Source organism: Methylobacterium sp. 285MFTsu5.1 (assembly GCF_000383455.1).
GTDB lineage: Bacteria > Pseudomonadota > Alphaproteobacteria > Rhizobiales > Beijerinckiaceae > Methylobacterium.
Genome location: NZ_KB911303.1, coordinates 21,014 through 43,538, shown reverse-complemented (window position 1 = coordinate 43,538; position 22,525 = coordinate 21,014). Strand labels below are relative to the sequence as shown.

General features: G+C 73.2%; 22 protein-coding genes and 1 pseudogene. 7 read left to right on the top strand and 16 right to left on the bottom strand.

Going from position 1 to position 22,525, the window contains the following annotated elements:
* Nucleotides 1-307, top strand: a pseudogene (locus H288_RS0128810) (porin family protein); the annotation flags it as partial.
* 530 nt (nucleotides 308-837) lie between these two features.
* Here H288_RS0128810 and H288_RS0128800 read toward each other — a convergent pair.
* On the bottom strand, nucleotides 838-2,949 hold the full coding sequence (locus H288_RS0128800; protein ID WP_020096044.1) for an EAL domain-containing protein: 2,112 nt from the start codon (nucleotides 2,947-2,949) through the stop codon (nucleotides 838-840).
* Nucleotides 2,950-3,195: 246 nt separating this feature from the next.
* Here H288_RS0128800 and H288_RS0128795 point away from each other — a divergent pair, with 246 nt between their 5' ends.
* A complete protein-coding gene (locus H288_RS0128795; protein ID WP_020096043.1) occupies nucleotides 3,196-3,552 on the top strand; it encodes a VOC family protein in 357 nt (118 codons plus the stop codon).
* 39 nt (nucleotides 3,553-3,591) lie between these two features.
* Here H288_RS0128795 and H288_RS0128790 read toward each other — a convergent pair whose 3' ends face one another.
* The gene (locus H288_RS0128790) at nucleotides 3,592-3,888 is read right to left on the bottom strand and encodes a hypothetical protein (protein WP_234081578.1); all 297 of its coding nucleotides are present in this window, start codon (nucleotides 3,886-3,888) and stop codon (nucleotides 3,592-3,594) included.
* Nucleotides 3,889-3,983: 95 nt separating this feature from the next.
* Between H288_RS0128790 and H288_RS33015 the strand changes: the two genes are divergently transcribed.
* Nucleotides 3,984-4,418: a hypothetical protein gene (locus H288_RS33015; protein WP_043713321.1), complete on the top strand. Its 435-nt coding sequence runs from the start codon at nucleotides 3,984-3,986 to the stop codon at nucleotides 4,416-4,418.
* Nucleotides 4,419-4,444: 26 nt separating this feature from the next.
* Here the strand turns inward: H288_RS33015 and H288_RS0128780 are convergent, their stop codons facing one another.
* The 14 genes from H288_RS0128780 to H288_RS0128715 all read right to left on the bottom strand — a co-directional run bounded on the left by H288_RS0128780 (nucleotide 4,445) and on the right by H288_RS0128715 (nucleotide 17,091).
* A complete protein-coding gene (locus H288_RS0128780) occupies nucleotides 4,445-5,137 on the bottom strand; it encodes a response regulator transcription factor (protein WP_020096040.1) in 693 nt (230 codons plus the stop codon).
* Nucleotides 5,134-5,667 (bottom strand): hypothetical protein, encoded by a 534-nt coding sequence (locus H288_RS0128775; RefSeq protein ID WP_020096039.1) that lies wholly within the window; start codon nucleotides 5,665-5,667, stop codon nucleotides 5,134-5,136. Before H288_RS0128775 ends, H288_RS0128780 begins: the two co-directional genes overlap by 4 nt.
* On the bottom strand, nucleotides 5,664-6,620 hold the full coding sequence (locus H288_RS0128770) for a YncE family protein (RefSeq protein WP_020096038.1): 957 nt from the start codon (nucleotides 6,618-6,620) through the stop codon (nucleotides 5,664-5,666). The genes H288_RS0128775 and H288_RS0128770 overlap by 4 nt, the downstream gene beginning before the upstream one ends.
* 8 nt (nucleotides 6,621-6,628) lie before the next feature.
* Nucleotides 6,629-7,177 carry an SRPBCC family protein gene (locus H288_RS0128765; RefSeq protein ID WP_181049239.1) on the bottom strand — a complete coding sequence of 183 codons (549 nt, stop codon included), beginning with the start codon at nucleotides 7,175-7,177 and terminating at the stop codon, nucleotides 6,629-6,631.
* 8 nt (nucleotides 7,178-7,185) lie between these two features.
* Entirely contained in the window at nucleotides 7,186-8,265 is a 1,080-nt protein-coding gene (locus H288_RS0128760) for a vWA domain-containing protein (protein WP_020096036.1), read from the bottom strand.
* Entirely contained in the window at nucleotides 8,262-8,891 is a 630-nt protein-coding gene (locus H288_RS0128755) for a hypothetical protein (RefSeq protein ID WP_020096035.1), read from the bottom strand. The genes H288_RS0128760 and H288_RS0128755 overlap by 4 nt, the downstream gene beginning before the upstream one ends.
* A complete protein-coding gene (locus H288_RS0128750) occupies nucleotides 8,888-9,958 on the bottom strand; it encodes a vWA domain-containing protein (RefSeq protein WP_020096034.1) in 1,071 nt (356 codons plus the stop codon). Before H288_RS0128750 ends, H288_RS0128755 begins: the two co-directional genes overlap by 4 nt.
* A 4-nt stretch (nucleotides 9,959-9,962) precedes the next feature.
* On the bottom strand, nucleotides 9,963-10,979 hold the full coding sequence (locus tag H288_RS0128745; protein WP_020096033.1) for a hypothetical protein: 1,017 nt from the start codon (nucleotides 10,977-10,979) through the stop codon (nucleotides 9,963-9,965).
* A gap of 2 nt (nucleotides 10,980-10,981) precedes the next feature.
* Complete coding sequence (locus H288_RS0128740; protein WP_026605376.1) at nucleotides 10,982-11,836, bottom strand: DUF58 domain-containing protein; 855 nt, start codon at nucleotides 11,834-11,836, stop codon at nucleotides 10,982-10,984.
* A complete protein-coding gene (locus tag H288_RS0128735; RefSeq protein ID WP_026605375.1) occupies nucleotides 11,833-12,864 on the bottom strand; it encodes a MoxR family ATPase in 1,032 nt (343 codons plus the stop codon). Before H288_RS0128735 ends, H288_RS0128740 begins: the two co-directional genes overlap by 4 nt.
* Before the next feature lie 163 nt (nucleotides 12,865-13,027).
* Nucleotides 13,028-13,318, bottom strand: a complete 291-nt coding sequence (locus tag H288_RS0128730) for a methanol dehydrogenase [cytochrome c] subunit (RefSeq protein ID WP_020096030.1) — start codon at nucleotides 13,316-13,318, stop codon at nucleotides 13,028-13,030.
* Nucleotides 13,319-13,404: 86 nt separating this feature from the next.
* Nucleotides 13,405-13,992 (bottom strand): cytochrome c(L), periplasmic, encoded by a 588-nt coding sequence (moxG, locus tag H288_RS0128725; protein ID WP_020096029.1) that lies wholly within the window; start codon nucleotides 13,990-13,992, stop codon nucleotides 13,405-13,407.
* Nucleotides 13,993-14,088: 96 nt separating this feature from the next.
* Complete coding sequence (gene moxJ, locus H288_RS0128720) at nucleotides 14,089-14,997, bottom strand: methanol oxidation system protein MoxJ (protein ID WP_020096028.1); 909 nt, start codon at nucleotides 14,995-14,997, stop codon at nucleotides 14,089-14,091.
* A gap of 210 nt (nucleotides 14,998-15,207) precedes the next feature.
* Entirely contained in the window at nucleotides 15,208-17,091 is a 1,884-nt protein-coding gene (locus tag H288_RS0128715; RefSeq protein WP_026605374.1) for a methanol/ethanol family PQQ-dependent dehydrogenase, read from the bottom strand.
* A 381-nt stretch (nucleotides 17,092-17,472) separates the two neighbouring features.
* Between H288_RS0128715 and H288_RS0128710 the strand changes: the two genes are divergently transcribed.
* From H288_RS0128710 to H288_RS33010, 4 genes are all read left to right on the top strand, one after another.
* The gene (locus H288_RS0128710; RefSeq protein WP_020096026.1) at nucleotides 17,473-18,336 is read left to right on the top strand and encodes a serine protease; all 864 of its coding nucleotides are present in this window, start codon (nucleotides 17,473-17,475) and stop codon (nucleotides 18,334-18,336) included.
* A gap of 168 nt (nucleotides 18,337-18,504) precedes the next feature.
* Nucleotides 18,505-19,974 carry a cytochrome P450 gene (locus H288_RS0128705; RefSeq protein ID WP_020096025.1) on the top strand — a complete coding sequence of 490 codons (1,470 nt, stop codon included), beginning with the start codon at nucleotides 18,505-18,507 and terminating at the stop codon, nucleotides 19,972-19,974.
* Nucleotides 19,964-20,761, top strand: coding sequence for a hypothetical protein (locus H288_RS36135; RefSeq protein ID WP_020096024.1), 798 nt, complete (start codon nucleotides 19,964-19,966; stop codon nucleotides 20,759-20,761). The genes H288_RS0128705 and H288_RS36135 overlap by 11 nt, the downstream gene beginning before the upstream one ends.
* Nucleotides 20,762-22,447: an EAL domain-containing protein gene (locus tag H288_RS33010; protein WP_267965805.1), complete on the top strand. Its 1,686-nt coding sequence runs from the start codon at nucleotides 20,762-20,764 to the stop codon at nucleotides 22,445-22,447.
* Nucleotides 22,448-22,525 lie beyond the last annotated feature (78 nt).

Sequence of the window (22,525 nt, the reverse complement as noted above, 5' to 3'; positions counted from 1 at the left end):
GGGCAGCGCCGACCGCTCCTTCGGCGGCTACGCCGGCAACGACAGCTTCCGCACCGGCTGGGCCGTCGGCGGCGGCATCGAGTACGCCCTGCCCACCGACTCGTTCCTGAACTTCTTCCGCTCCTCGGCCGTGACGCTCAAGGTCGAAGGCCTGTACGTCAACCTCGACCGCAACACCCGCAACCAGGGCGCGTTCGTCATCAACGCCGCCAACAACTTCCCGGTCGTCTACAGCGGCATCGGCCGCCGCTCCGACGAGTTCGCCGTCGTCCGCGCCGGCCTGAACTACAAGTTCGGCTCCTACTGAGACCGACCAGCGACGGTCGGGTGCGACGCTCGCATCCCGACCGTCGCACCCGACCCGACACGCGAAGGGGCCGCTTCCCACAGGAGGCGGCCCCTTCGCCGTTCGGGCGGGCCGAACGCGGCCCGCCGTCCTCGCGAGCGCGGCGGCGCGGAAGCTCGACGGCCGGCCGACGATGCGGCCGGCCCGGGATCGAGCCTCAGCCGATCGCCCAGAAGAGCGGCAGGGCGCCCGCCAGGAACAGCGCTGAGGAGATGAGCACGGCGACGCGCTCGCGATGGCGGAGGATGAGGGCGTGGGGCTGGGCGAACATGGGATGGCGGAGCTGAGGGAGCCGGATCGGAGGTGCGCGGTCACGCTGGCATCCGAACCTTGACGGATCGGGGGCAGGTCGCGTCATCCACAGGCGGTCGTCGGCGGGTGTCGCGGCCGTGCCACAGAGGCCGGCGGCAGGGCCGCCGCTCGGCGCTCCGCACCGGTACCGCGACGAGCGTTCGGGCGTCCGGGCCGTCGCCGGGGCGTCGCGGCGCGCCTCAGGCGACGGCCGAGTCGGGGCGGCCGGGTGGCACGAACGTTTCGGACGCGTCGATCTGCGCGGCGAACCGCTCGATCGGCTGCGGACTGCTGATCAGGTAGCCCTGGACCTCGTCGCAGGCCTCCGCGGCCAGGAAGCGCATCTGCGCCTCCGTCTCGACGCCCTCCGCCACGACGCTCATCCCGAGGCTGCGGCCGAGCCCCAGAACCGCCCGCACGATCACCGCCGCCTGCGGGCTGACCTCGACATGGCCCACGAAGGACCGGTCGATCTTGATCTTGTCGAAGGGGAAGGCCTGCAGCGTCGCGAGGGACGAGTAGCCGGTGCCGAAATCGTCCATCGCGATGGACACGCCGAAGGCCTTCAGCCGGCGCAGGATGCCGAGCGCCCGCGCCATGTCGTTGATGATCAGGGTCTCGGTGATCTCGAGTTCGAGCCGCGTCGGCGCGAGGCCCGTCTCGGTCAGGATGGCCAGCACGCGCTCGGGCAGATCCGCCTGCTGGAACTGGCGCGGCGACAGGTTCACCGCCACCTTCAGCGGGTGCGCCCAGCGGGCCGCCTCGCGGCAGGCGGCCCGGAGCACCCACTCGCCGAGCGGCAGGATCAGCCCGCTCTCCTCCGCCAGGGGGATGAAGGCGTTCGGCGGCACGAGGCCGCGGGTCGGATGCTCCCAGCGCACGAGCGCCTCGAACCCGAGAAGCCGGCCGGTGGCGGTGCTCACCTGCGGTTGATAGTGCAGGATGAGCTCGTCGCCCTCGATCGCCTGGCGCAGGTCGCGCTCCAGATCGCGCCGGGCCGCCTCGGCCGCGTCCATCGCGGGCTCGAACACCCGGTGGGTGTTCCGCCCCTCGGTCTTCGCCCGGTACAGGGCGAGGTCGGCGCGGCGGACCAGCGTCTCGCTGTCGAAGCCGTGGCCGGGTGCCCGGGCGATGCCGACGCTCAGGCCCACCTTCAGCCGCCGCTTGCCGAAGGGGATCGGCGCCTGGACGGCCGCGATCAGGCGCGCCGCCAGGGCCTCCGCGCGGGTGGGGTCGTCCGCATCGGCAACCAGCACGGCGAACTCGTCGCCGCTGAAGCGCGCCACCATGTCGTCGGCCCGCAGCACCGCGCGGATGCGATGGGCCACCGCCCGGAGCAGGAAGTCCCCGGCCGCGTGGCCGAGGCTGTCGTTGACGGCCTTGAAGCGGTCGAGGTCGAGGCACAGCACCGCGCAGGTGCCGCCGTTCAGATGCAGGTCGGCGAGCCGGATCTCGAGCCGCTCGTAGAACAGGGCGCGGTTGGGCAGGTCGGTGAGGCCGTCGTGGCGCGCCATGTGGGCGACCTGCCCCTCGGCGGCCTTGCGGGCGCTGATGTCGATCTGGGTGCCGATGAAGCGCACCGCGCGGCCGTCGGCGGCGCGCGCCACCACCTTGCCGCGCGTCATCATCCAGGCCCAGGAGCCGTCCTTGCGGCGCATGCGATGCTCGGACATGTAGGTCGGCGCCCGCCCGCTCAGGTGCTCGATCAGGGCCCGCTCGGCCGCGCCCGCATCCTCCGGGTGGAGCAGGGCCCGCCACGTCCGCGCGTGGCTCGCCAGTTCGCCGGGCTCGTAGCCCAGGACCCCCCACCAGCGGTCGGAGGACCACGCCTCCCCGGTCGTGAGATCGCAGTCCCAGAGCCCGTCGCTGCCCGCATCCTGCGCCAGGGCGAGGCGGGTCTCGCTGACCTGCAGCGTCTCCTCCGCCCGCTTGCGCGCGGTGATGTCCGTGAAGGTCCGCACCGCACCGCCGTCGGGCAGCGGCACGGTGCGGATCTCCAGCACGGTGCCGTCGGGGCGCTCGCGCTCGTAGGTGTGGGCGCGGCACTCCAGGCCGCCCGCGGCCACCCAGCGCTGCAGGGTCTCGCTCGCCTTCCCGAACTCGCCCCGCGCGATCTGGTATTGCCGCACCGCCTCGAAGGTCGGGCGGGACCGCATCAGGTCCGGCGGCAGGTCGAGCAGCGCGAGGGCGCGGGCATTACAGACCTGAACGACGCCGGCGGCGTCGATCATCATCAGCCCCTGATCCATCGTGTCGAGAACGGTGTCGAGGAGCTTCGCCTTCTCCCGCAGCGCGACCGTCCCACTGTTCATACCCGGGGATCCCAATCGTCCGCCTGGGCGAACATTCTGCTGGACGGTGCGAGGTCCCACCGGCGCGGACGGTACCATCGGGGAGCTTTCCGGATTCTTTCCGGAGGCCCGCTTTCAATCGCTGCGTGCACTTCCGGGCGGCGGACCGCGACGAGGCCGGGGCGCGGATTCCCGAGGCGCCGTCCCGGGCCTTGCCGGGCCGCCCGCGGAGCCCTCTGATAGGCGGCGCGCAGCGGGGACCGGGCCATGGCCGTGAAGCGGATCGTCACCAACATCCGGACCACGCAGGTCGAGGCGGCGCGGTCCTTCTACGCGGAGGTGCTCGGCCTGGAAGTGGTCATGGATCACGGCTGGATCCTGACCTTCGCGGCCCCCGGGATGTCGGCGACGCCGCAGATCAGCGTGGCCAGCGCGGGCGGCTCGGGCACGCCGGTTCCCGACATCTCGGTCGAGGTCGACGACCTGGCGGAGGTCCTCGCCCGCGTGAGGCGGGCGGGCCTGCCCGTGCTGTACGGCCCGGCCCGTGAGCCCTGGGGCGTGGAGCGGTTCTACGTCCGCGACCCGTTCGACCGGCTGGTCAACATCGTCGCCCATCTGGCGTGAGGCCGCGCGCGAGGCCCTCCGTGAGGCCGGGCCGGCCGCTCACTCGGCCTCGTCCCGGACCAGGGAGATGCAGGTCCGCACCATCTCCTCGAGCCGCAGGTCCTTGGTGTCCCCGATATTGGCGGTCTCCTCCAGACAGCGCATGAAGTACGCCGCGTCCAGCTTGGGCGACAGCGTGTGGAAGGCCCGGCCCATCCGGGTCGAGAAATCGATCTTGTCGGTCGCGCTCGCCCGCGGCCACAGCGAGGCCTTGTCGTCCACGGTCAGGCGGGCGGCCTTCGCCGGCAAAGTCGCGCAGGCCAGAGTCACTAAGACGATTATAAGCTTGGTCTGCATTGTAAATCTCCGATCCAGCGGCATAGAACTGCGCGACTCTTCGCAGCGGTGACGGTCGACGGACGCGCTGCTCCTGCGACTGGATGGGAGAAGCGATGCGCGCGATCCGTCTTTCCGGCCCGATCTCGGCCGGCCTCCTGGGTCTTCTGACGGCCCAGGCCCATGCTCAGGCGCAGCCCCCCGCACAGCCCATCCCGCAACACCCGATCCAGCCCCAGGGACAGCCCCCGATGCAGGCGCAGGACCCGGCGTCCGCCGATCCGCGGCGCAATCAGGCGGCGAAGCTCGCGGGGCTCGCCGGTTTCGTGAACCTCGAATGCCCCGGCCTGCGCAGCGATCCGGCGCGCCTCAAGCAGACCGTCGAGGCCCTGGGCGTCGACGCGGCGAGCCTGGAGACCGGCGACCTGCACCTGACCGCGACCCGCTACATCGCGGCCTACCAGAAGGACGTCGCGGCCAATTGCCGGAAGGCCGAGGCGACGTTCGGGCCGCAGGGATCGATCGTTCCCGGCCTGATCGTGCCGCGGTAGCCCCGGCCCGCTGACGGCGGTCGTCGTCACACCGGGCGCCCGTCCCGCGACAGGGCGATGCGCAGGAGGTCGGCTAGGCTGCCGGCGCCGAGCTTCTGCTTCATGCCCGAGACGACGGCCGACACGCTCCGGTGGCTCATCGACAGGCTGTCGGCGATCGCCTCGTTGGACTTGCCCGCCCCCAGCAGCGACAGCACCTGAACCTCCCGCGCGGTCAGGCGCGCGAGGGGCGATTCCAGGAGCCCGGCATTCAGCATCGCGATCTTGGTCGCGACCTCGTGCGGCAGGTAGCTGTGCCCGGCCGACACGGTCGCCAGCGCCTCGTGGAAGCGCGTCACCGCCGTGTCCTTCAGGACGAAGCCGTGGGCCCCGCCCTCGATGGCCCGGGCGACGATCACCGGATCGTCGTGCATGCTGAAGGCGAGGATCCGGGTCGCCGGCTCGAGGGCCCGCACCCGGCGGATCAGCGACAGGCCCGACAGCCCCTGGTCGCGGAAGCCCAGGTCGGTCACCACCAGCCCGGGCCGGTGGCGGTGGAAGGTGCGGTAGCCCGACACCACGTCCGCGGCCTCGTGGACCGCCCGGACGCCGGCATCCTCGGCGAGATGGCGGAAGCCGCGCCGCACGACCGGGTGGTCGTCGACGATCAGCACCGCGTCGAGAACCCGCGGGCCGTCCCGCCCCGCCGGACGGTCGGCCGAGGCCCGGGCGGCGCTCACGGCGTCCCCTCGCCGACCGGGTGCGGGCCGGCGAGGCGCGCCAGCGCGGCCGCGTGGTCGGCCCCCTGCATCCGGGCGTTGTAGTAGTGCTGGCACATCTCGCCGTAGAGGCTCTTGCGGCGGCCGCGCCCCGCCGCGATGCCGCCGAGACCGTCGAGGATCGCGCCGTAGCCCTCGCCGATGCCGGCCTCGGCCAGCATCTGGCCGAGCTGGACGGTGCGGTTGGCGATCATGCGCGGGTCCTCGATGAAGCCGTCGCGGGCTCCGGCCAGCGCCGTCGCCATCGCGCGCACGCGGGGATCGTCGGCCGGCAGGGCCTTGCCGGCCTCGCGGCCCGCGAGCCAGCGGGCCGGGTCGGTCCCGTCGGTCGGCGCGAGCCAGGCCGGCAGGGTGCCCTCGGCGGTGGTGGCCACCACCGCGCCGGCCTCGTCGGCGCGCGCGTCGGCGCGCTCGTCCGCCCCGCGGTCGCAGGCGCCGAGGGCCAGCAGGACCAGCCCGGACGCGATCCCGATGCGGCCGGCCCGTCTCATCGCGCGGGCTCCCCCGCCAGGACCGTGCGCGGGCCCTCCGCCACCTTGATGCGCGCCGTCTCGCGCCACGTGGCGAGATCGATCACCGAGACGTCGTCCGAGAACCAGTTCGCCACGTAGGCAAGCGGACCGGCCACCGCGATGCCCTCGGGATAGGGGCCCACCGCCACGGTGGCGACGATCTCGAGCCGGGCCGCGTCGATCACCGTCACGGCGGCGGCGTGCTGGTTGGTGACCAGGATGCGGCTGCCGTCCCCGGTAACCGCCACGCCGTAGGGCATCCGGCCGGCCGGAACCGTGGCGCGGGCCCGCAGCGTCGCCGTGTCGATCACCGTGAGGTCGCCGCTGCGCACGTTGGCGACGTAGAGGCTCGCCTCGTCCGGTGCGAGCGCCAGGGCGAAGGGCGCTTCGCCGGTCGGGACCACGGCCACGCGGGCCATCGTCCCGGTGTCGATCACGCTGACCTGACGGCTCTCGCGGTCGGCGACGTAGAGCCGCCCGCGCCGGTCGAGGACGAGATGGGCCGGGTCGCGGCCCACCGCCGCGGCGCCCTCGACGGCGCCGGTCGCCGCGGAGATCCGCAGGACGCGGTCGCCCGACCAGTCGCCGACGTACAGGCGCGCCCCGTCCGGGCTCGCCGCGAGGCCGAAGGCCTGGCCGGGGACGGGCAGGCGGCGGGGCGGCGCGCCGGGCGCGACGACGGTGACGGCGCGCCCGTCCGGGTGGGTCAGATAGAGGCGGCCGGCCCGGTCGGTCGCCGCCGCCACCGGCGCCGGTCCGAGCGGGATCCGCCCGGCCACTTTCCCGGCCTCGATCCGCGCCAGCTCGGCCCCCTGCTGGCTGACGACCCAGACCGGGTCGCCGGCCGCGGACGCGTCACTGGTCCCAGCGCCGGTCCCGGCCGCGACCGCGACCGCGACCGCAAGCGTCGCGATCAGCCACAGGTGGCGCATGCGGGGCCTCAATGGGTCGTCCGGCCCTCGACGGCTGCCTTCAGGCCCTTGAGCCCGTCCGCGAAGTAGCGGTTCATCGCCGTGCGCCCGGCCTCGTCGCTGAGAGTCTCCGGCGGCTCGTTGCCGGTGTCGCCCCGGTAGAAGCGGCCGATCCACGACACCTTGGAGCCGGTCCCGTCCGGGGTCACGGTGAGCGTCGCCGAGTAGGAGGAGACGGGGAGCGCCTTCAGGTCCGGGTCGGACATCCGGTACGAGTAGGTCCGGCCGTCGGCCAGCCACTCGTCCAGCCCCTCGACCAGGGTGCCGCCGGCCTTGAGGGTCACCCGGCGGGTCGTACCCTCGACGTTGCCGCCACTGGCCTCGGCCTTGGCCACGTCCGGGTGCCAGCGCCCGATGCCGCCGAAATCGCCCACCACCTTCCAGACCGCCTCCGGGGGCGCCTGGATGGTGATCGACTGGTCGATCTTCTGCGGCGTCGGCCCGTGGGCCAGCGCCGCGCCGGCGAGGCCGACGACGGCGAGGGCCGCGGCGAGGGCCGGAAAGAGGGCGAGGGGCATCCGCATGGTCAGGTCCTGATCGCTCCGGTTGGAGCAGGGGTTGGAGCAGGGGTTGGAGCAGAGTGGCCCGCGCGCCCGCGGAGCGCGCGAAGGGCGCGGGCGAGGGGCCCCGCCAGGAGGGCCAGGAGCGTCAGAGCCAGGGCCGCCGCCAGGAGGGCGGGCCGCGGGTCGAGGCGGCCGGGCAGCGGGCGCGGCGTCGCCGCGGCGCGCAGAGGGGCGGCGAGACCGCCCGGGCCGTCGAGATGGACGTAGCCGAGGCCGGTCTCGGCGGCGAGGCGCTTCAGGTAGGGCTCGCGGACCGACGAGAGGTGCTCGGTGCCGTGGGCGGCCTGGGCCCCGAAGGGGGCGTTGCGCGGGTTGTAGCCCTCGCGGGATTCCGCGTCCGCCGGGGGCGGCCCGGAGCGGTTCTCCTGCTGGACGTCGCTCTCGCCGAGGAAACCCGTCTCGCGCCCGCGATCGTCGAAGCGCGGGATCGGCGACAGGCCGTAGCCGCCCGCGCCGACGATCAGCCCGCGCACCGCGCCGGGCCTGCCGTCGAAGGTCGGGCCGCCGGAGGCGGGCAGCGGCGGCGTCTCCTGGCCGTCGGTGAGGAACAGGAGGTCGGCGTCGATCTCCCCCGCCATGGCGATCGACCGGAACAGGCCCGCCGCGATGCGGCTGTCCCCCTCCCAGGCCATGCGCGGGTCGAGGGCCGCGATGGCGCCGTCCAGCGGCGCGAAGTCGGCGCAGACCTCGACCGGCGTGAACAGCAGGAACGGCCGCCGGTCGGTGAACAGGCCGAGCGCCACCCGCGAGCCGCAGGGGAGGTCGGGCAGCGTCGCCCGCAGCGCCGCCTTGACGGTCTCGAGCCGGCTCACCGACCCGCCGGCGGCGGGATAGTCGCGCACCGCCATGCTGCCGGTGATGTCGACCACCGCCAGCACCGACACGCCGGTGCGGGTGACCGGGATCGGCGGGGCGACCAGGGCCGCCAGCGCCAGCGCGAGGGCGGCCGCCAGGGCGCGGAACCGCCCGTCGCGCAGGTTGCGGGCGACAAGAGGGGGCAGGACCGAGGGCAGCCCGGGGGGAAGGACGCGCCGCGGGCTCACGGGCCGCCCCGCGGCTGGCCGGGGATGTCGGTCCAGATCTTCTTCGGCTCGGCGCGGAGCTCGTCCCCGGTCTTGCGGTCGAATTCCGGGTAGTCGCGCACGAGGCGCGAGGCGACGTCGAGGTTGTACTTGGCGTCCCAGAACTCGGGCCGGGCCTGGAGGGCGCGGCGGTAATCCTGCCGCGCCAGCGTCACCTGGGGCGCGGCCTTGTCGAGGTCGCCGCGGCCGATCAGCGCGAAGGCCTGCCGCATCCGCGCGTTGCCGATGACGTACCGCGCCCGGGCCGCCTCCCGCACCGCGCCGGCGCGGTCGAGGGCGTCGAGGAGGGGCTCGGTCTCGCCGAGACGGTCCCGGGCGGCGAGGAAGCCGATCCGCGCCGCCAGGAGGGCGGGCCGCGCATCCGGCTTGACCGGCCGGTCGCGGCCCGCCTCCAGGGCGGCGATCCGGTCGTCGTCGCGCGCGGCGCTCCAGCCCGAGACGGCGAACCACAGGGCGGCGGCCGCGAGGACCAGCGGCAGCGCGACCAGCAGGGCCGGCCGGACCCGGCGCCACGCCGCGGCCAAGCCGAGGCGGGGGCGGGCGGTGCGGCGCGGGGCCGGGCCGTCGAGGAGGGCGCCGGCGCTCATGCCGCCCTCCGCGCCGCCGCGCCCGCGGTCTCGGTCTTGGTCGCGGCCTCCGTCGCAGTCTCCGCATCCGCCGGTGCCGCCGCGAGGTCCACCTCCGCGAGCTTGGCCAGGACCAGCAGCGCGAGGCCCAGGGCAGCGAGCGCGGCGGCGAGCCCGGTCAGGTCCCGGCGCGGGCGCTCCTCGACGTAGGGGATCGGGTCCCGCTCCAGGGCCTCGATCTGCCGGATGGCGGCGGCCACCGCCTCGGCGCCCTCGGCCTCGAAGGCGCGGTAGGGCACGCCGAGGCTCTTGAAGAACAGGTCGAGATGGCGCTCCGGCGCGGCCTGGGGCGTGTCCTCGCCGGCCGGCCGGTCGGCGATGCCGGGCGATCCCTGGGTGCGCAGGAACAGCCAGTACAGGTTCGGCCGGATCCGCGCGACCGCGGCGCGCAGCTGGTCCTGGATGCGCGGGTCGATCACCGCCGCGCCGTCGGAGACCAGCAGGAGCACCCGCGAGGCGCCGACATCGATTCCGAACTGCGACAGGGCCATGCCGAGTCCCCGGCCGATATTGGTGTAGTCGAGGCCGGGCCGGTCGATGGCGGCGATCGCCGCTCGCACGGCGTCGTGGCGGTCGGTCATCGGCATGACCAGCATCGGCGCGGTGGAGAAGGCCGTCACGGCGAACAGATCGTGCGCCCGCGCGCCGACGAAATCGGCCAGGAGGCGCCGGGAGGCCGCGGCCTTCGATTCCTCGGCGCCGGAGGGCTGCCGGCCCGCGAAGGTCTCGTTCATGCTGCCCGAGCGGTCGATCAGCAGCGAGACCTGCGCGCCGATGCCGAGGCGCTCGATCCTTGCGCCCGTCCGGTAGGGGCCCGCCAGGGCCACGATCAGGCCGGCGATGGCCAGGACGCCGGCGAGCGTCAGCGCCCGGCCGAGCCAGGCCGAGAGGGGGTCGGCCGGGGCGGCGGCGACCGCCGGCACGGCCGTCCGGCGCAGGGCCGAGCGGGCCAGCGGCAGCAGCGCCAGCGGCAGCAGCCACAGGACCCAGGGATCGGTCGCGCCGAGGCGGGCGAGGAGATCGGTCACGGCCTCACGCGCTCCGCTCCGCCGCCGCGAGGCGCGCCAGGAGCGCCTCGGCCTCGGCGCGGGGCCAAGCCGCGCGCGCGGCCGGCAGGCGACCGCCGAAGAAGGCGAGGCGCGAGGCCTCGAAGAAGCGCGCGAGCCCCGCCGCCTGGCCCCGGAAGGCCCCGTGCCGGGCGAGGAAGGCGCCGAGATCGTCGGCCAGCACCCGCCTCCCGTCGGTCCCATCGAGGCCCCGGTGCAGGGCCAGCAGCGCCGCCCGGTAGGCCTGATCGGGCCCGGCCCCCGCCCGCTGCCGCCGGAGCGCGCGCAGAGCCGCCGCGAAGGGCCGGCCCCGCCGCTGCCGGAACGGTCCCCAGGCCCGATCGTGCGCCAGCGCCAGCGCGGCGAGGCCCGCGAGGGCGCCGAGACCCGCCGCCGCCGCGACGTCCGGCCCGGGATCGATCCGCCCGCTCCGGCCGTCCGGGCGCAGGTACTCGGCCGGATCCTCGCGCCGCTGCGGCTGCACCTCGCGCAGGGGCGAGACGCCGAGGCTCCAGCCCGGCACCTGGACGGCCGCGGTGGTGAGCCCGGTCGCCGCCTCGCTCGCCAGCGTCAGGGGGAAGCCCGGCACCTCCAGGGTGCGGGCGTCGAGGGCGGCGTAGAAGCTCTGGTAGGTGAGGCGCAGGCGCACCCGCCGGCCGCCGGCCGCCGGGGCCTCGTCGACCGCGACGGCGCGCAGGTCGAGCCAGTAGGTCACCGGACCGGGTCGGGGCAGGGTCGCGCGCTGCAGCCGGAAGTCGGGATCGGCCAGGATCTCCACCTGCGCCTCGACCAGGTCGCCCAGGAAGATCCCGAAGGGCTGGGGGCTGCGCACTTCGACGGAGCGCACCTGCGCGGCGGCCGGGCCGGCCGTCAGGGCGAGCGGCGCGGCCAGGATGCCGGCCAGGACACCGGCGAGGACGCCGGCGCGGAGGCTGGCGAAGAGGCTGGCGGAGAGGCCGGCGGAGAGGCCGGCCGGCAGGAGGGCGGGACCGCGCGCGCCCATGCTCAGGTCGTCATCAGGTGGCGGGTGAGCGCCTGGGCGTCGAAGCGCCCGGCGAGCTGGAAGACCCGGCGGGCGAAGGGCGCGGCGGCGCGCTCCAGGGCGGCGATCCGGTCCCGCTCCCGGGCGATCCAGGCCCGGCGCAGGCTCGGGCGCAGCAGGACCACGCGGCGGCCGCCGCCCTCGAGATCGTCGAGTTCGACGAGGCCGAAGGCCGGCAGCGCCTCCGCCTCGGCGGGGTCGGCGAGCAGGATCGGCACCGTGTCGTGCGGCGCCAGGGCGGCGAAGACCCGGACGATCAGGGCCTCCGGCCAGCGGAAGTCGGAGGCGAGGAAGACGAGCTTCGGCCGCCCGGCGAGCCGCCGCGCGGCCTCGAGCATGCCGGCGCAGCCGCGTCCCGCGCGCGGCGCGCCCGCGACCCGCTCGGCCGCGGCGACGGCCGCGCCCCGGTGGCGGGTGGCGGGGAGGGTGAGGTCGTCGCGCAGGGTCTCGTCGCAGCCGATCAGGCCGAACCCGTCGCTGATCCGGGTCGCCGAGACGGCCAGCGCCCGGCAGAGATCACCCGTGAGTCGCGCCCGGTCGGCCGTGCCACGGAAGCCCATCGAGGCCGAGAGATCGACCAGGACCCAGGTCTCGACCGCGGTCCGCGCCTCGAAGCGGCGGACATGCACGCCCTCGAACGGGTCGCGCAGCGTCGCCCGCAGGTCGATGCGGCGGGCATCCGGCAGCTGCAGGAACGGCACCTGATCGCGGAACGGGCCGGCGCCGCCGGCGTCGCGCCCCCGGTGGAGGCCGGCCCGGCTGCCGCGCGGCCGCCAGCGCGGCAGGTAGACGATGTCGGCCGTGCGCGGGTCGCTCACGGCGCCGGCACCGTCTCGAACGCGGCCCGGCACAGGGCGGGCACGATCGCGCCGCGCTGCAATTCGTGGACGGGCTCGAGGAAGACCCGGTGGGCCATCACCTCGGTGAAGACCGCCCGCACGTCCTCCGGCACCAGCCACTCGCGGCCCTCCAGCCACGCCCGCACCCGGGCGGCGCGCACCAGGAAGGCGACGCCGCGCGGCGAGGCGCCGCCCTGCACCAGGGTGGCGGTGTCGAGGCCCGGGAGCCGGATCCCGGCCTCCGCGGGGCGGACCAGCGCGTCCCAGAGGGCCACCACGTAGGCCTCGATCGACGGCTCCGCGCGGACGGCGTGCTGGATCGCGGCCGCGATGCCGCCGATCCGGGCGTGGTCGAGCACGCCCTCGGCGACCGCGCCGACGAGGGCGTCGGTGTCGTGGAAGCGCGGGTCGAAGACCAGGCTCCGGCGCACCGCCGCGTCCCGGGGCGCCTCCAGCCCGATCTCCATCAGGAAGCGGTCGCGGGCCGCGGCCGGGAGCTCGAAGGTCTCCTCCCGCTCGACGCGGTTGCGGTCGGCGAAGACCTGCAGGTTCGGGAACGTGTAGGTGCGGCCGAAGGCCTGGACGCTGCGCTCGGCCATCAGCCGGAGCAGCAGGGCGTGGACCTGCGGCCGCGCCCGGTTGATCTCGTTGAAGAAGAACACCGAGAGATCCTCGGCCCGGGCCAGGACCGGGCCGGGATCGACCCGCGGCCGGCCGTCGGGGCCGAGGTAGGTGTGGTAGATCAGGTCGGTCGGCATCATGTCGACCGTGCCCTCGACGCGCTCGTAGGCCCCGCCCAGCGCCCGGGCCACCGCCCGCAGCAGGGTGGTCTTGCCGACGCCGACGTCGCCCTCGAGCATCACGTGGCCGCGGGCGAAGATCGCGATCGTCACGAGGCGGATCGCCCGCTCCTGGCCGACCACCGCCTTGGCGACCTCCGCCTCGAAGCGGGCCGCCGCCGCCCGCCAGTCGGTGAGCATCGTGTCTCCGGAACGGAGGGTGTTCATGAGGCGGTGCCTGCGGTGTCGGGCGGGGCGCCGGAACGGCGGCGCCGGGTAACGGTGCGGCGTGTCGGTGCGGCGCGGTGCCGAGCGTCGCTGCGGGCCGGCGCCGCGGCGCGGGCCGGCCCCAGGACGGCCGGATCAATCGGCCGCGTTCAGTTGGCCGCGATCAATTCGAAGAAATCTTGGCGACGTCGTACTCGAACTTGCCGGTCTTCTTGGCGTTCTCGATCCGCTTCCTGTTGCGCTCCTCCATCTGCTTGATGGATTCGGCCTGCTTGCTGACCTCCTTCGGGTCGTGCTTGGGATCGTACTTGGTCCCGGCGACCTTCTCGGGGAAGCCGGGCTTCGGCTGCCAGCAATTGCCCGGCGCCTTGCAGGTCTGACCGTCGTAGGCCAGCGCCGGCACCGCGAAGGCCACCCCCGCGATCAGCATCGCCGCCGTGATCACTGTGCGCATCGTAGATTCCTCCGTCTCTTCCTGGGGCGGCCGGTCGGGCCGCCGGTTCGCCCCGTCTCCCGCGGGGCGCGACTTGCCGAGAACGGCTAGTCCAGCGGCTTGCACTGGCCGGGCACGTCCTTGGCAAAGGTCTCGCCCTCCTTGAAGGGCTTGTAAGTCTTCTTCTGCTCGTCGGTGAGCCACTCGGCATCCTTCACCGGGCCCGTGTAGAGATGACGGATCCAGGCGATGACCTGCAGCATCTCGTCGGGATTGAGATCCTCGTTGTGCGGTCCCATCATGCCGTTGGCACCGCCCCAGAGGGTCGCGAACAGGCCGACATCGGTCGTGTTCGCCGGGTAGGTCCAGTAATCGTCGTTGAGGCCGGGCCCGACCTTGCCCTCGCCGAGATGGCCGTGGCAGCCGGAGCACGAGGTCAGGAACAGGCTCTCGCCGTTCCGCAGGCAGGACTTGTCGTCGATGTAGAGGTTCTTCCCGGTCTGGAAGAAGGTCTTGACCGCCTGCGTGTCCCGCCCGCCCGGCTTGCCCTCGGCCGTGTCCATCGCCTCGCCGGTGATGGTGTTGCGGAAGACGATGCCGGTCTGCGGGCCGGACTGGGGCTGCGCGCGGGCCGCGGCGGGCATCGCCACGGCGAGGGTGAGAAGGGCGACGCGGGCCGAACGTACGATGTGCATCTGTTGAGCGGGTCCTGATGTCCTGATCGATGGCCCGGACGCGCCGGGCCGGTCTCGGTGGGGCGGTCTCGGTGGGGCGGTCTCGGTGGGGCAGCCTCAGTTCGAGGCGACGACCGGCACACCGTCCTGCTTGAGGATCGTCGCGATGGCGGGCCGGGCCTTCTCGATCCCGGCGTCGAGGGCCTTGCGCAGGGCCTCGTCGTCCTTGCGCACGCCCATCGACTGGTCGAAGACCTGCGGGACCTTGCGGCCGTCGCTGCCGACCGTGTCGGCCGGGACCAGCGTCATGCGCAGCGGCGTCGGGGAATCCTTGACGTAGCGGGCCACGTCCGGGCCGAAGGCGACGCCGACATCGGCCTTGTCGTTGGCGACCTCGCTGACGATGCGGGCCGGGTCGATCTGGGTGTACTGGTTGCGCGGCGAGCGGAAGTTCACCAGCGAGTAGAGGTAGGCCATGTCCTCCTCGTAGCGGCCGATATCCTTGAGCATCGCCTCGCCGGGGGAGCCGAACGGCACCACCATGTGGTCGAGGGTCTTGAGCCGCGGGTCGGACCAGGACTTCACGTCGAGATCCTTGTCGGCGCGGGTGATGAAGACGTAGCCGCTCCGGTAGTACGGCCGGGTGGTCAGCACCCGCGGGTCGTCGCTGTCGAGGCCGACGACCACGTCGCAGGTCCGCTTCTCCAGGCCGTCGCGGACGAGGTAGATCGCGGGCTTCTCGAGCCAGACGAAGACGGGCTTCTTCCCCATCGCCTCGGCGACGGCGACCGCGACGCGGTTCTCGAGCCCGGAGCCGTCCTTCATCGAGAGGGGCGGCTGCTTCTCGGAGGCGCAGATCCGCAGGGTCGCGGGGTCGGCCGGCGGGGCGGCCGGGGCCTTGCCGGGATCCGACTGGATGGCCTGGGCCTCGGATTCCTGGGCCACCACCGGCCCGGCGGCCAGGGTGGCGAGCGTCAGGACGGCGGCGAAGCGGGCCGCCAGGATGCGTGCGCGCGGGCGCGGCATGGACGTCTATCCCTGTTGTCGAAGCGTTTCTTGTGGCGTGTCCGGTGGGGCCGGAGTGGCGGGGCGGAGGTGGCGGGGCCTGAGGGGGGGCATGGCGTCGCCCCGCCCGCTCGGATCCGTCCCGAGATCCCGCCGGCCGTCGGGCCGGCGGGAGGTCGTCAGGTGGGAGGTCGTCGGGCGGGCCTCGCTCGGAGGCCTGCCGCGCGGCCCTTACTTGGCGGCGTGCTGCGCGTACTCGCCGACGTTCGGGTCGTCGTACGGGCCCTTGCCGTCCAGCGAGAACACCATCACGCCGCCGCCCATCTGGGTGTAGTTGGCGAGCTTCTTGAAGGCGCCCACCGCGCCGAGGCCGGCGGTCGGGTCGGCGAGGTCGAACACCAGGCCCACGCCCGGCCAGCCGCCGACGCCGTAGTAGATGGCGACGTACTGGGTGCCCTTGTGGGTGTAGGTGATCGGGTAGCCGATGGCGCCCGACGGCAGCTTGAACTTCCAGAGGAGGTCGCCGTTGTCGGAGTCGCGCGCCTTGATGAAGCCATCCAGCGTCCCGTAGAGGACGAGGTCGCCGGCGGTGGCGGTGGTGCCGCCCCAGACCGCGAAGCGCTCCATCTTCTCCCAGTTGAACTTGCCGGTGATGGCGTTGTAGCTCTTGATCTGGCCGAGGCCCTCGTAGTTCTGCCGGTCACCCTTCGGGCCCGGATACATGTTCAGCGTCGCACCGACGAAGAACTGACCCGCCCGGTAGGGCAGCATGAAGGGCTCCCAATCCATGCAGATGTGGTTGATGCCCATGTAGAAGGCTTGCCGCTTCGGGTCGTAGGAATCGTGACCCTGGTTGTGGTAGCCCATCGCCGAGGGACAGATGTCCTTGGCGAGATGGTCCATCCGGGTGCCGTATTCCGGATCGCGCACCGGCGTGCCGGTCTTCAGGTCCACCGACTTGAACACGTTGACGGTGTCGTCGATCTTGTTGGCCGAGACCAACGTGCCGTCCGTCCGGTCGAGGGTGTAGACGATGCCGTTGCGGTCCGGGTGGGTGAGGAGCTTCCTCATCTTCCCGTCCTTGTCCTTCTGGTCGGACAGCATCATCACGTTGACGCCGGCATAGTCCCACTCATCGTGGGGCGTCTTCTGGTAGCCGAACTTCGCCTCGCCGGTGTCGGCGTCGCGGCCGAAGATCGTCATCGTCCACTTGTTGTCGCCGGGACGCATGGTCTCGTTCCACGGCGCCGGGTTGCCGGTGCCGAAATAGATCAGGTTGGTGCCCGGATCGTAGGCGTACCAGCCCCAGTTGGTGCCGCCGCCGATCTTCCAGGCGTCGCCCTCCCAGGTCGAGGTGCCGAGGCCCTTCTGGCCGTAATGGGCGTTGTGGATGTTGAAGTCCTTGGCGAGCAGCAGGTCCTCGTCCGGGCCGGTGGCGTAGGCGCGCCAGACCTGCGCGCCGGTCTTGACGTCGTAGGCGGTGAGGTAGCCGCGCACGCCGAGCTCGGCGCCCGAGGAGCCGATGATCACCTTGTCCTTCACCACGTAGGGGGCGATCGTGAGGGTCGAGCCGACCTTGATGTCGGAGTTCTCGACCTTCCACACCGTCTCGCCGGTCTGGGCGTTGAGGGCGGCGACGTTGCCGTCGAGCTGGGTCTTGAGGATCAGCGCCGGGGTCTTGCCGTCGCCGGGCCAGTAGGCGAGGCCGCGGTTCACGAGATCGCAGCAGGCCACCGAGCGCGCGGCCGGGTTCTGCTTGGGCTTGTCCTGCCACAGGATCTTGCCCGGATCGTCGAGGCCGAGGGCGAAGGTGTTGTTGGGGAACGAGGTGTGGATGTACATGACGCCGTCGACGACGAGCGGCGCGCCCTCGTGGCCGTTGAGCAGGCCGGTGGAGAACGTCCAGGACGGCTTGAGCTGCTTGACGTTGCTCTTGTTGATCTGCGTCAGGTCGCTGTAATTGTTCGAGTCGTAGTTCTTACCGGGCATCACCCAGTTCTCGTCGCTCTTCGATTTCTCGACGAGCTTGTCGTTGGCCTGCGCCACGCCCGCCATGGCGACCGGCGCGAGCGCCATGATCGCCAATGCCGAGACGGAATTCCGGAGCCTGATCATCCTGCGTCTCCTCGCCGGACTGCCACGCCGTTTGGCCTCGCAGTCATCGTGGTGTTGATTCGATGGCGACACGACTTTCACCGACAAACCCGCCTCCAGCGTCGCGATAACCGGGCTATTTCCAGTATTCGCTGAGCTTATGAAAGACTTATTATCGTTGTGCGCCACTTGATTATTCGCACGGCTTGTAATGCGTGTCTTTGCAAAACGAAACATTTCTTTTCGGGATGATTTGGCAAAAGAACACCGGAGATCTGGTAAGATCACGGAGACCTTGACCGAGAGCCGGCCGCCATCCCAGACAGGTGGGCCAGACAGGTGGGAACGATACGCGGGCGTGCGGGCCCGGAGCCGGCCGCCGACCCGTCCCGGGAGGACGCCATGGGTCATGTCACGGGCTGCGCGGCCCGCTCTCCGGCGCTGGCCGCCTGCTGGGCGGCTCTCGCCCTGGCGCCTGCGATCCTGGCACCCGCGACCTTGGCGCCTGCGGCCCTGGCGGCCGGGACCGGCGGGGAACGCCGTCTCGCGGCGCTCTACCAGCAGGACGGGCGGCGCGAGCTGACGGGGGCCGACCTGGAGCGCTTTCCCGGCGCGGGCGTCCTGTGGTGCCGGCGCCCGGACGGGATTCCCCAGAAGGCCGCCGCCGCGTGGCTGATCGGGAGCCGGTCCCTCGTGCTGATGAACGCGCACAATTTCCGCAATCGACAACTGGAGGTTACTCGAAACGTCGCCGACTGCTACTTTCAGATAGCAGGTCGGAACTACGCCTTCGTGCCCGAGATCCTGGAACTCGGCGTCGAGCCCGAGGCGCGGCGCCTGCACATCACCGACGACTGGGCGCTGCTGCGCCTCGCCGAGCCGGCCGAGGCGCGGCCGCAGCCGATCCCGGACCCGCCCACCCTTCCGACCGGCGACCTGACGCTCCCGGTGACGATGGTCTCACCGGCCGGGCACGAGAACTACCGGGGGCAGAGCAGCCGGGAATCCTGCGCCGTCCGGCGGATCGATCCGCCGAGCGAGGGCGCGATCCGCCGCGCCCGCCACGATTGCAACGACGGCTACGGCGGATCGGGCTCGGGCCTGTTCGACGCGGAGGGCCATCTCATCGCGATGCAGAGCGCGTCGCTCTCGATGAACCAGCGCCACGCCTTCGACATCGAGTTCCACTACGGCTCGGCCCTGCTGATCGAGGGCCGGCTCCACGAGGCCCTCGAGGCTCAGGCCCGCGCGACCCGGGACCGCTAGGGCGGGCCGCCCCCGGGTGTCCGCGGCGCCTCCCCGGGAATCCGGTAAGCTCCCGGTAAGCAAGGCGGCGTTTTCCGCCCCGGCGCCGGGGGAAGCGCTCGACGGCGCCGCGGCGGCAAGCCAAAACTTAACGTTGAACCTCGAATCTGGTCCCGCGAGGGAGCCGGTATGCCCGCTGTCGGAACGTTCAGGGTCTGCGCGCCGGGACGGCCGCCGTTCGCGGCGGCCGTGGCAGAGGGCGTGGCCGAGGCGGTCGCGCTGCCATCCGTGCTCGTCACGATGCTGGGCAGCCTGATCGAGGCCTGGCCCCGGCAGATCTACACACAACCCCTGGTGACCACCCGCTTCCTCGGCCAGCGGACCACCTACGTCTGCGATCCCGGCCACATCCGCAGCCTGATGGTCGACCAGGCCGAGGCGCTGGAGCGGGAACCCTTCATGCTGCGGGCGCTGGCCCCGGCCCTCGGCGCGGGGGTCCTCACCGCGGACGGGGACCACTGGCGGCGTCAGCGCAGGACCGCGACCCCGATGTTCCGCCCGGACCGGGTCCGGAGCTTCGTGCCGGCCATGGCCCGGGCCGCCGCGGCGACGCGGGCGCGCTGGCGCGACGCCGATCCCGCCGGGAGCGAGCGGGACATCCTGCGCGAGATGATGCGCACGACGTTCGACGTCATCGTCGCCACGATGGTGTCGGGCGATCCCTACCTGGAGGTCGGGCCCTTCGGGGCCGCGATGGACGCCTATCTCGGCCAGACCAGCTGGAAGATCGCCCTGGAGATGCTGCGGGCGCCGGCCTGGATCCCGCATCCGGGGTCCCGGGCCGGGGCGGAGGCGGTGCGCTACCTGCGCGGCGAGGTCGCCCGCACGATCGCGCGCCGCCGGGCCCGCGGCGAGCCCGGCTCCGACCTCCTCGGCCTCCTGCTGCAGGCGCGGGACCCGGAGACCGGCGCGCCGCTCACCGAGGCGAGCCTCGTCGACAACCTGCTGACCTTCGTGTCCGCCGGCCACGAGACCACCGCCCTGGCGCTGGCCTGGACCTTCCGGGTCCTGGCCGAGCACCCGGAGGTGGAGGAGCGCGTCGTCGCCGAGATGGCGCGCCTCGGCGCCGATCCGGAGTCCGATCCCGGTTCCGTGGACCGGCTCCCCTACACGCGTCAGGTGCTCCTCGAGGTGATGCGCCTCTATCCGCCGGCCCCGCTGATCGTGCGGCGGACGCGGGCCCCGGTCCGGCTCGGGGACACGGTCGTGCCGGCCGGGCAGTCGGTCCACGTGCCGGTTTACGCCCTGCACCGGCACGCGCTGCTCTGGGAAAGTCCGGAGGCGTTCGACCCGGGCCGCTTCGCGCCGGAGCGGGCCGCCGCGCGCGACCGCTACGCCTACCTGCCGTTCGGCGCCGGCCCGCGGGTCTGCATCGGCATGGGCCTCGCCCTGACCGAGTGCCTCGTCGTCCTGGCGACGCTGCTGCCCGCCTTCCGCCTCCGGCCGGTGACGGCGGAGATGCCGGCGGCGCAGTTCCGCGTGACCCTGCGGCCCAGGGGCGGCCTGACCATGAGGGTCGCGCCCCGCCACGGGGCCGGGCAGGGGGACGGGCACGGGGCCGAGCACGGGGCCGAGCAGGGGGCGGCCCATGCCGCCTGAGATGTCGCCCGAGGTGTCGCCCGAGATCTCCGCGGGCGCGACCGGGCCGGGCGCGCGGCGGGGGACCTGGCCGGACCGCCGGCCGGGATCGCTGCTCGCCCGCCTCTTCGGTCCCGACGCCGACGACGCGCTGCCGAGCCGCTACCGCCTGCAGGTGCGGGCGGGGCTCCTCGACGAGACGCTGAAGCTCGCCACCTACTCGGCGGTGACGCACCTGATCATCGCGCTGGCCGTCGCGTACTTCTTCTGGGGTTCGGCCTCGCACACCTACCTCCTCGGCCTGCTCGCCGTGGTCGCGGTGCTGATCACGGCGGCGACCTACGCGACCTGGCTCTACTGGCGCACTCACGGCGACACCGCCTCGGCGCACACCGTCCGGTGGGGCTGCCGGATCTCCGCCGGCCTCGCCTTCGCCCTGGGCCTCGCCTGGGCGACCCTGCCGGTCGTGCTGTTCGCCCCCTCCGGCGGCGACGCGCGGCTGCTCGTCGTCGCCATCGTGGCCGGCCTGATCTCGGACGCCTACGTGGTCGGCCCGCTCCTGTCGGTCTCGTACCTGTTCGCGGTCCCGGTCATCGTCGGCAGCTTCGTCGGGCTGGCCCGGTCCGGGGAGCCAGTCGCGCTCAGCATCGGCTTCCTGCTCGCCGTCTACGCGATCTTCGTGGTGACGAGCGTGAGCCGCATGAGCCGCCTGTCGCGCCAGCGCATCCTCGACCGCGTGCGGGTCGAGGACCAGAGCGAGACGATCGGGCTGCTGCTCAACGCCTTCGAGGCGAATGCCAGCGACTAACTGTGGGAGACGGACGGGACCGGACGGTTCCAGCACGTCTCCACCCGGATGGCGGACGTGCTGGCCTGCCCGGTGCAGAGGCTCCAGCACGCCTCGTTCCCGGCGCTGCTCGCCGGCCGGGCGGAGGCGCCCCCCGAGGCCGACCAGAGCGCCGACCTCGTGGACCGTCTCCGGCGGGGCGTCGCCTTCCACCAGCACCTGATCGCCGTCGACACGCCGGCCGGCCGGCGCTGGCTCCGGCTGAGCGGCAAGCCGTTCCTCGACCAGAAGGGGCGCTTCGCGGGGTTCCGGGGCGTCGGCTCCGACGTGACCGAGGCCCGCCGGGCGGAGGCGCACATCGCCTATCTGGCCACCCGGGACCCGATGACCGACCTGTCGAACCGGGTCATGTTCCACGACGTCGCGTCCGAGGCCTGCGCGGCCGCCGCGCAGAACGCGCCGCAGAACGCGCAACCGGCCCCGGACACGACGGTCAGCCTGCTCTACCTCGACCTCGACGGCTTCAAGACCGTCAACGACAGCATCGGCCACGCCGCGGGCGACGCCCTGCTGGGGCAGGTCGCCGATCGCCTGCGCGCCCTGCTCCCGGCCGACGCGCAGGCGTTCCGTCTCGGGGGCGACGAGTTCGCGATCCTGCAGCGCGGCCGGGACGGCGCGGCCGCGCAGGCCCTGGCCGAGGCCACGATCGCGACCCTGCGCGAGCCCTACCTCATCGACGGCGTCCGGGCGGAGATCGGCGTCAGCGTCGGGATCGCCTGCGCCCCCGCGGACGCGACCGAGCCCGAGGACCTGCTCCGGAAGGCGGATCTGGCGCTCTACAGCGCCAAGCAGGGCGGCAAGGGGCGCTGGCGGGGCTTCGACCGCGACCTGGACGTGCGCGTCCAGCGCCGGCACGAACTCGACGAGGCGATGCGCCAGGCCCTCGCCGACGGCGAGATGGCGCTGCACTACCAGCCTTTGGTCAGCCTGCAGGACGGCCAAGTGGTCGGCTGCGAGGCGCTGCTCCGCTGGACCCGGCCCGGTCTCGGCCCCGTCTCGCCCGCCGAGCTGATCCCGATCGCCGAGGGAACGGGCTTCATCCTCGCGATCGGGCGCTGGGCCCTGCGGCGGGCCTGCGCGGAGGCGCTGACCTGGCCGGTGCGCCTGCGCGTCGCCGTCAACATCTCGTCGGTCCATTTCCGCCGGCCCGACTTCTTCGCCGACGTCGCGGCGGTGCTGGGCGAGACCGGCCTCGCGGCGGACCGCCTGGAGATCGAGATCACCGAGTCGATCTTCCTGGCCAACACGCCGCACGTGCTGGACAATCTCCGCTCCCTGCGGGCGCTCGGCGTGCGGATCGCCCTCGACGATTTCGGGACGGGCTACTCCTCGCTGAGCTACCTGACGCAGTTCCCGGTCGACAAGATCAAGATCGACCGCGCCTTCGTGCGCGACCTGAGCAGCCGCCCCGAATGCCTGACGGTGATCGAGGCGATCATGGTCATCGCCCGCGACCTGCGCATCGACGTCACCGTGGAGGGCGTCGAGACCGAGCAGCAGGCCGAGCTGCTCCGGCTGCGGCGCTGCAACAGCGCGCAGGGCTTCCTGTACAGCCCGGCCCGGCCGCCCGAGGAGATCCCCGGCCTGATCGAGAGCCTGCCCCGGCGGGCGCTCCCGACCGAGCGGGCGGTCCGCGCGGTCGCCTGAGGGCGGGCGAGCCCGGATCCGGGTTGCCACGCGGGCCGGAACGGCTCTAGCGGGAGACGATCACGCGGAACCGGGACA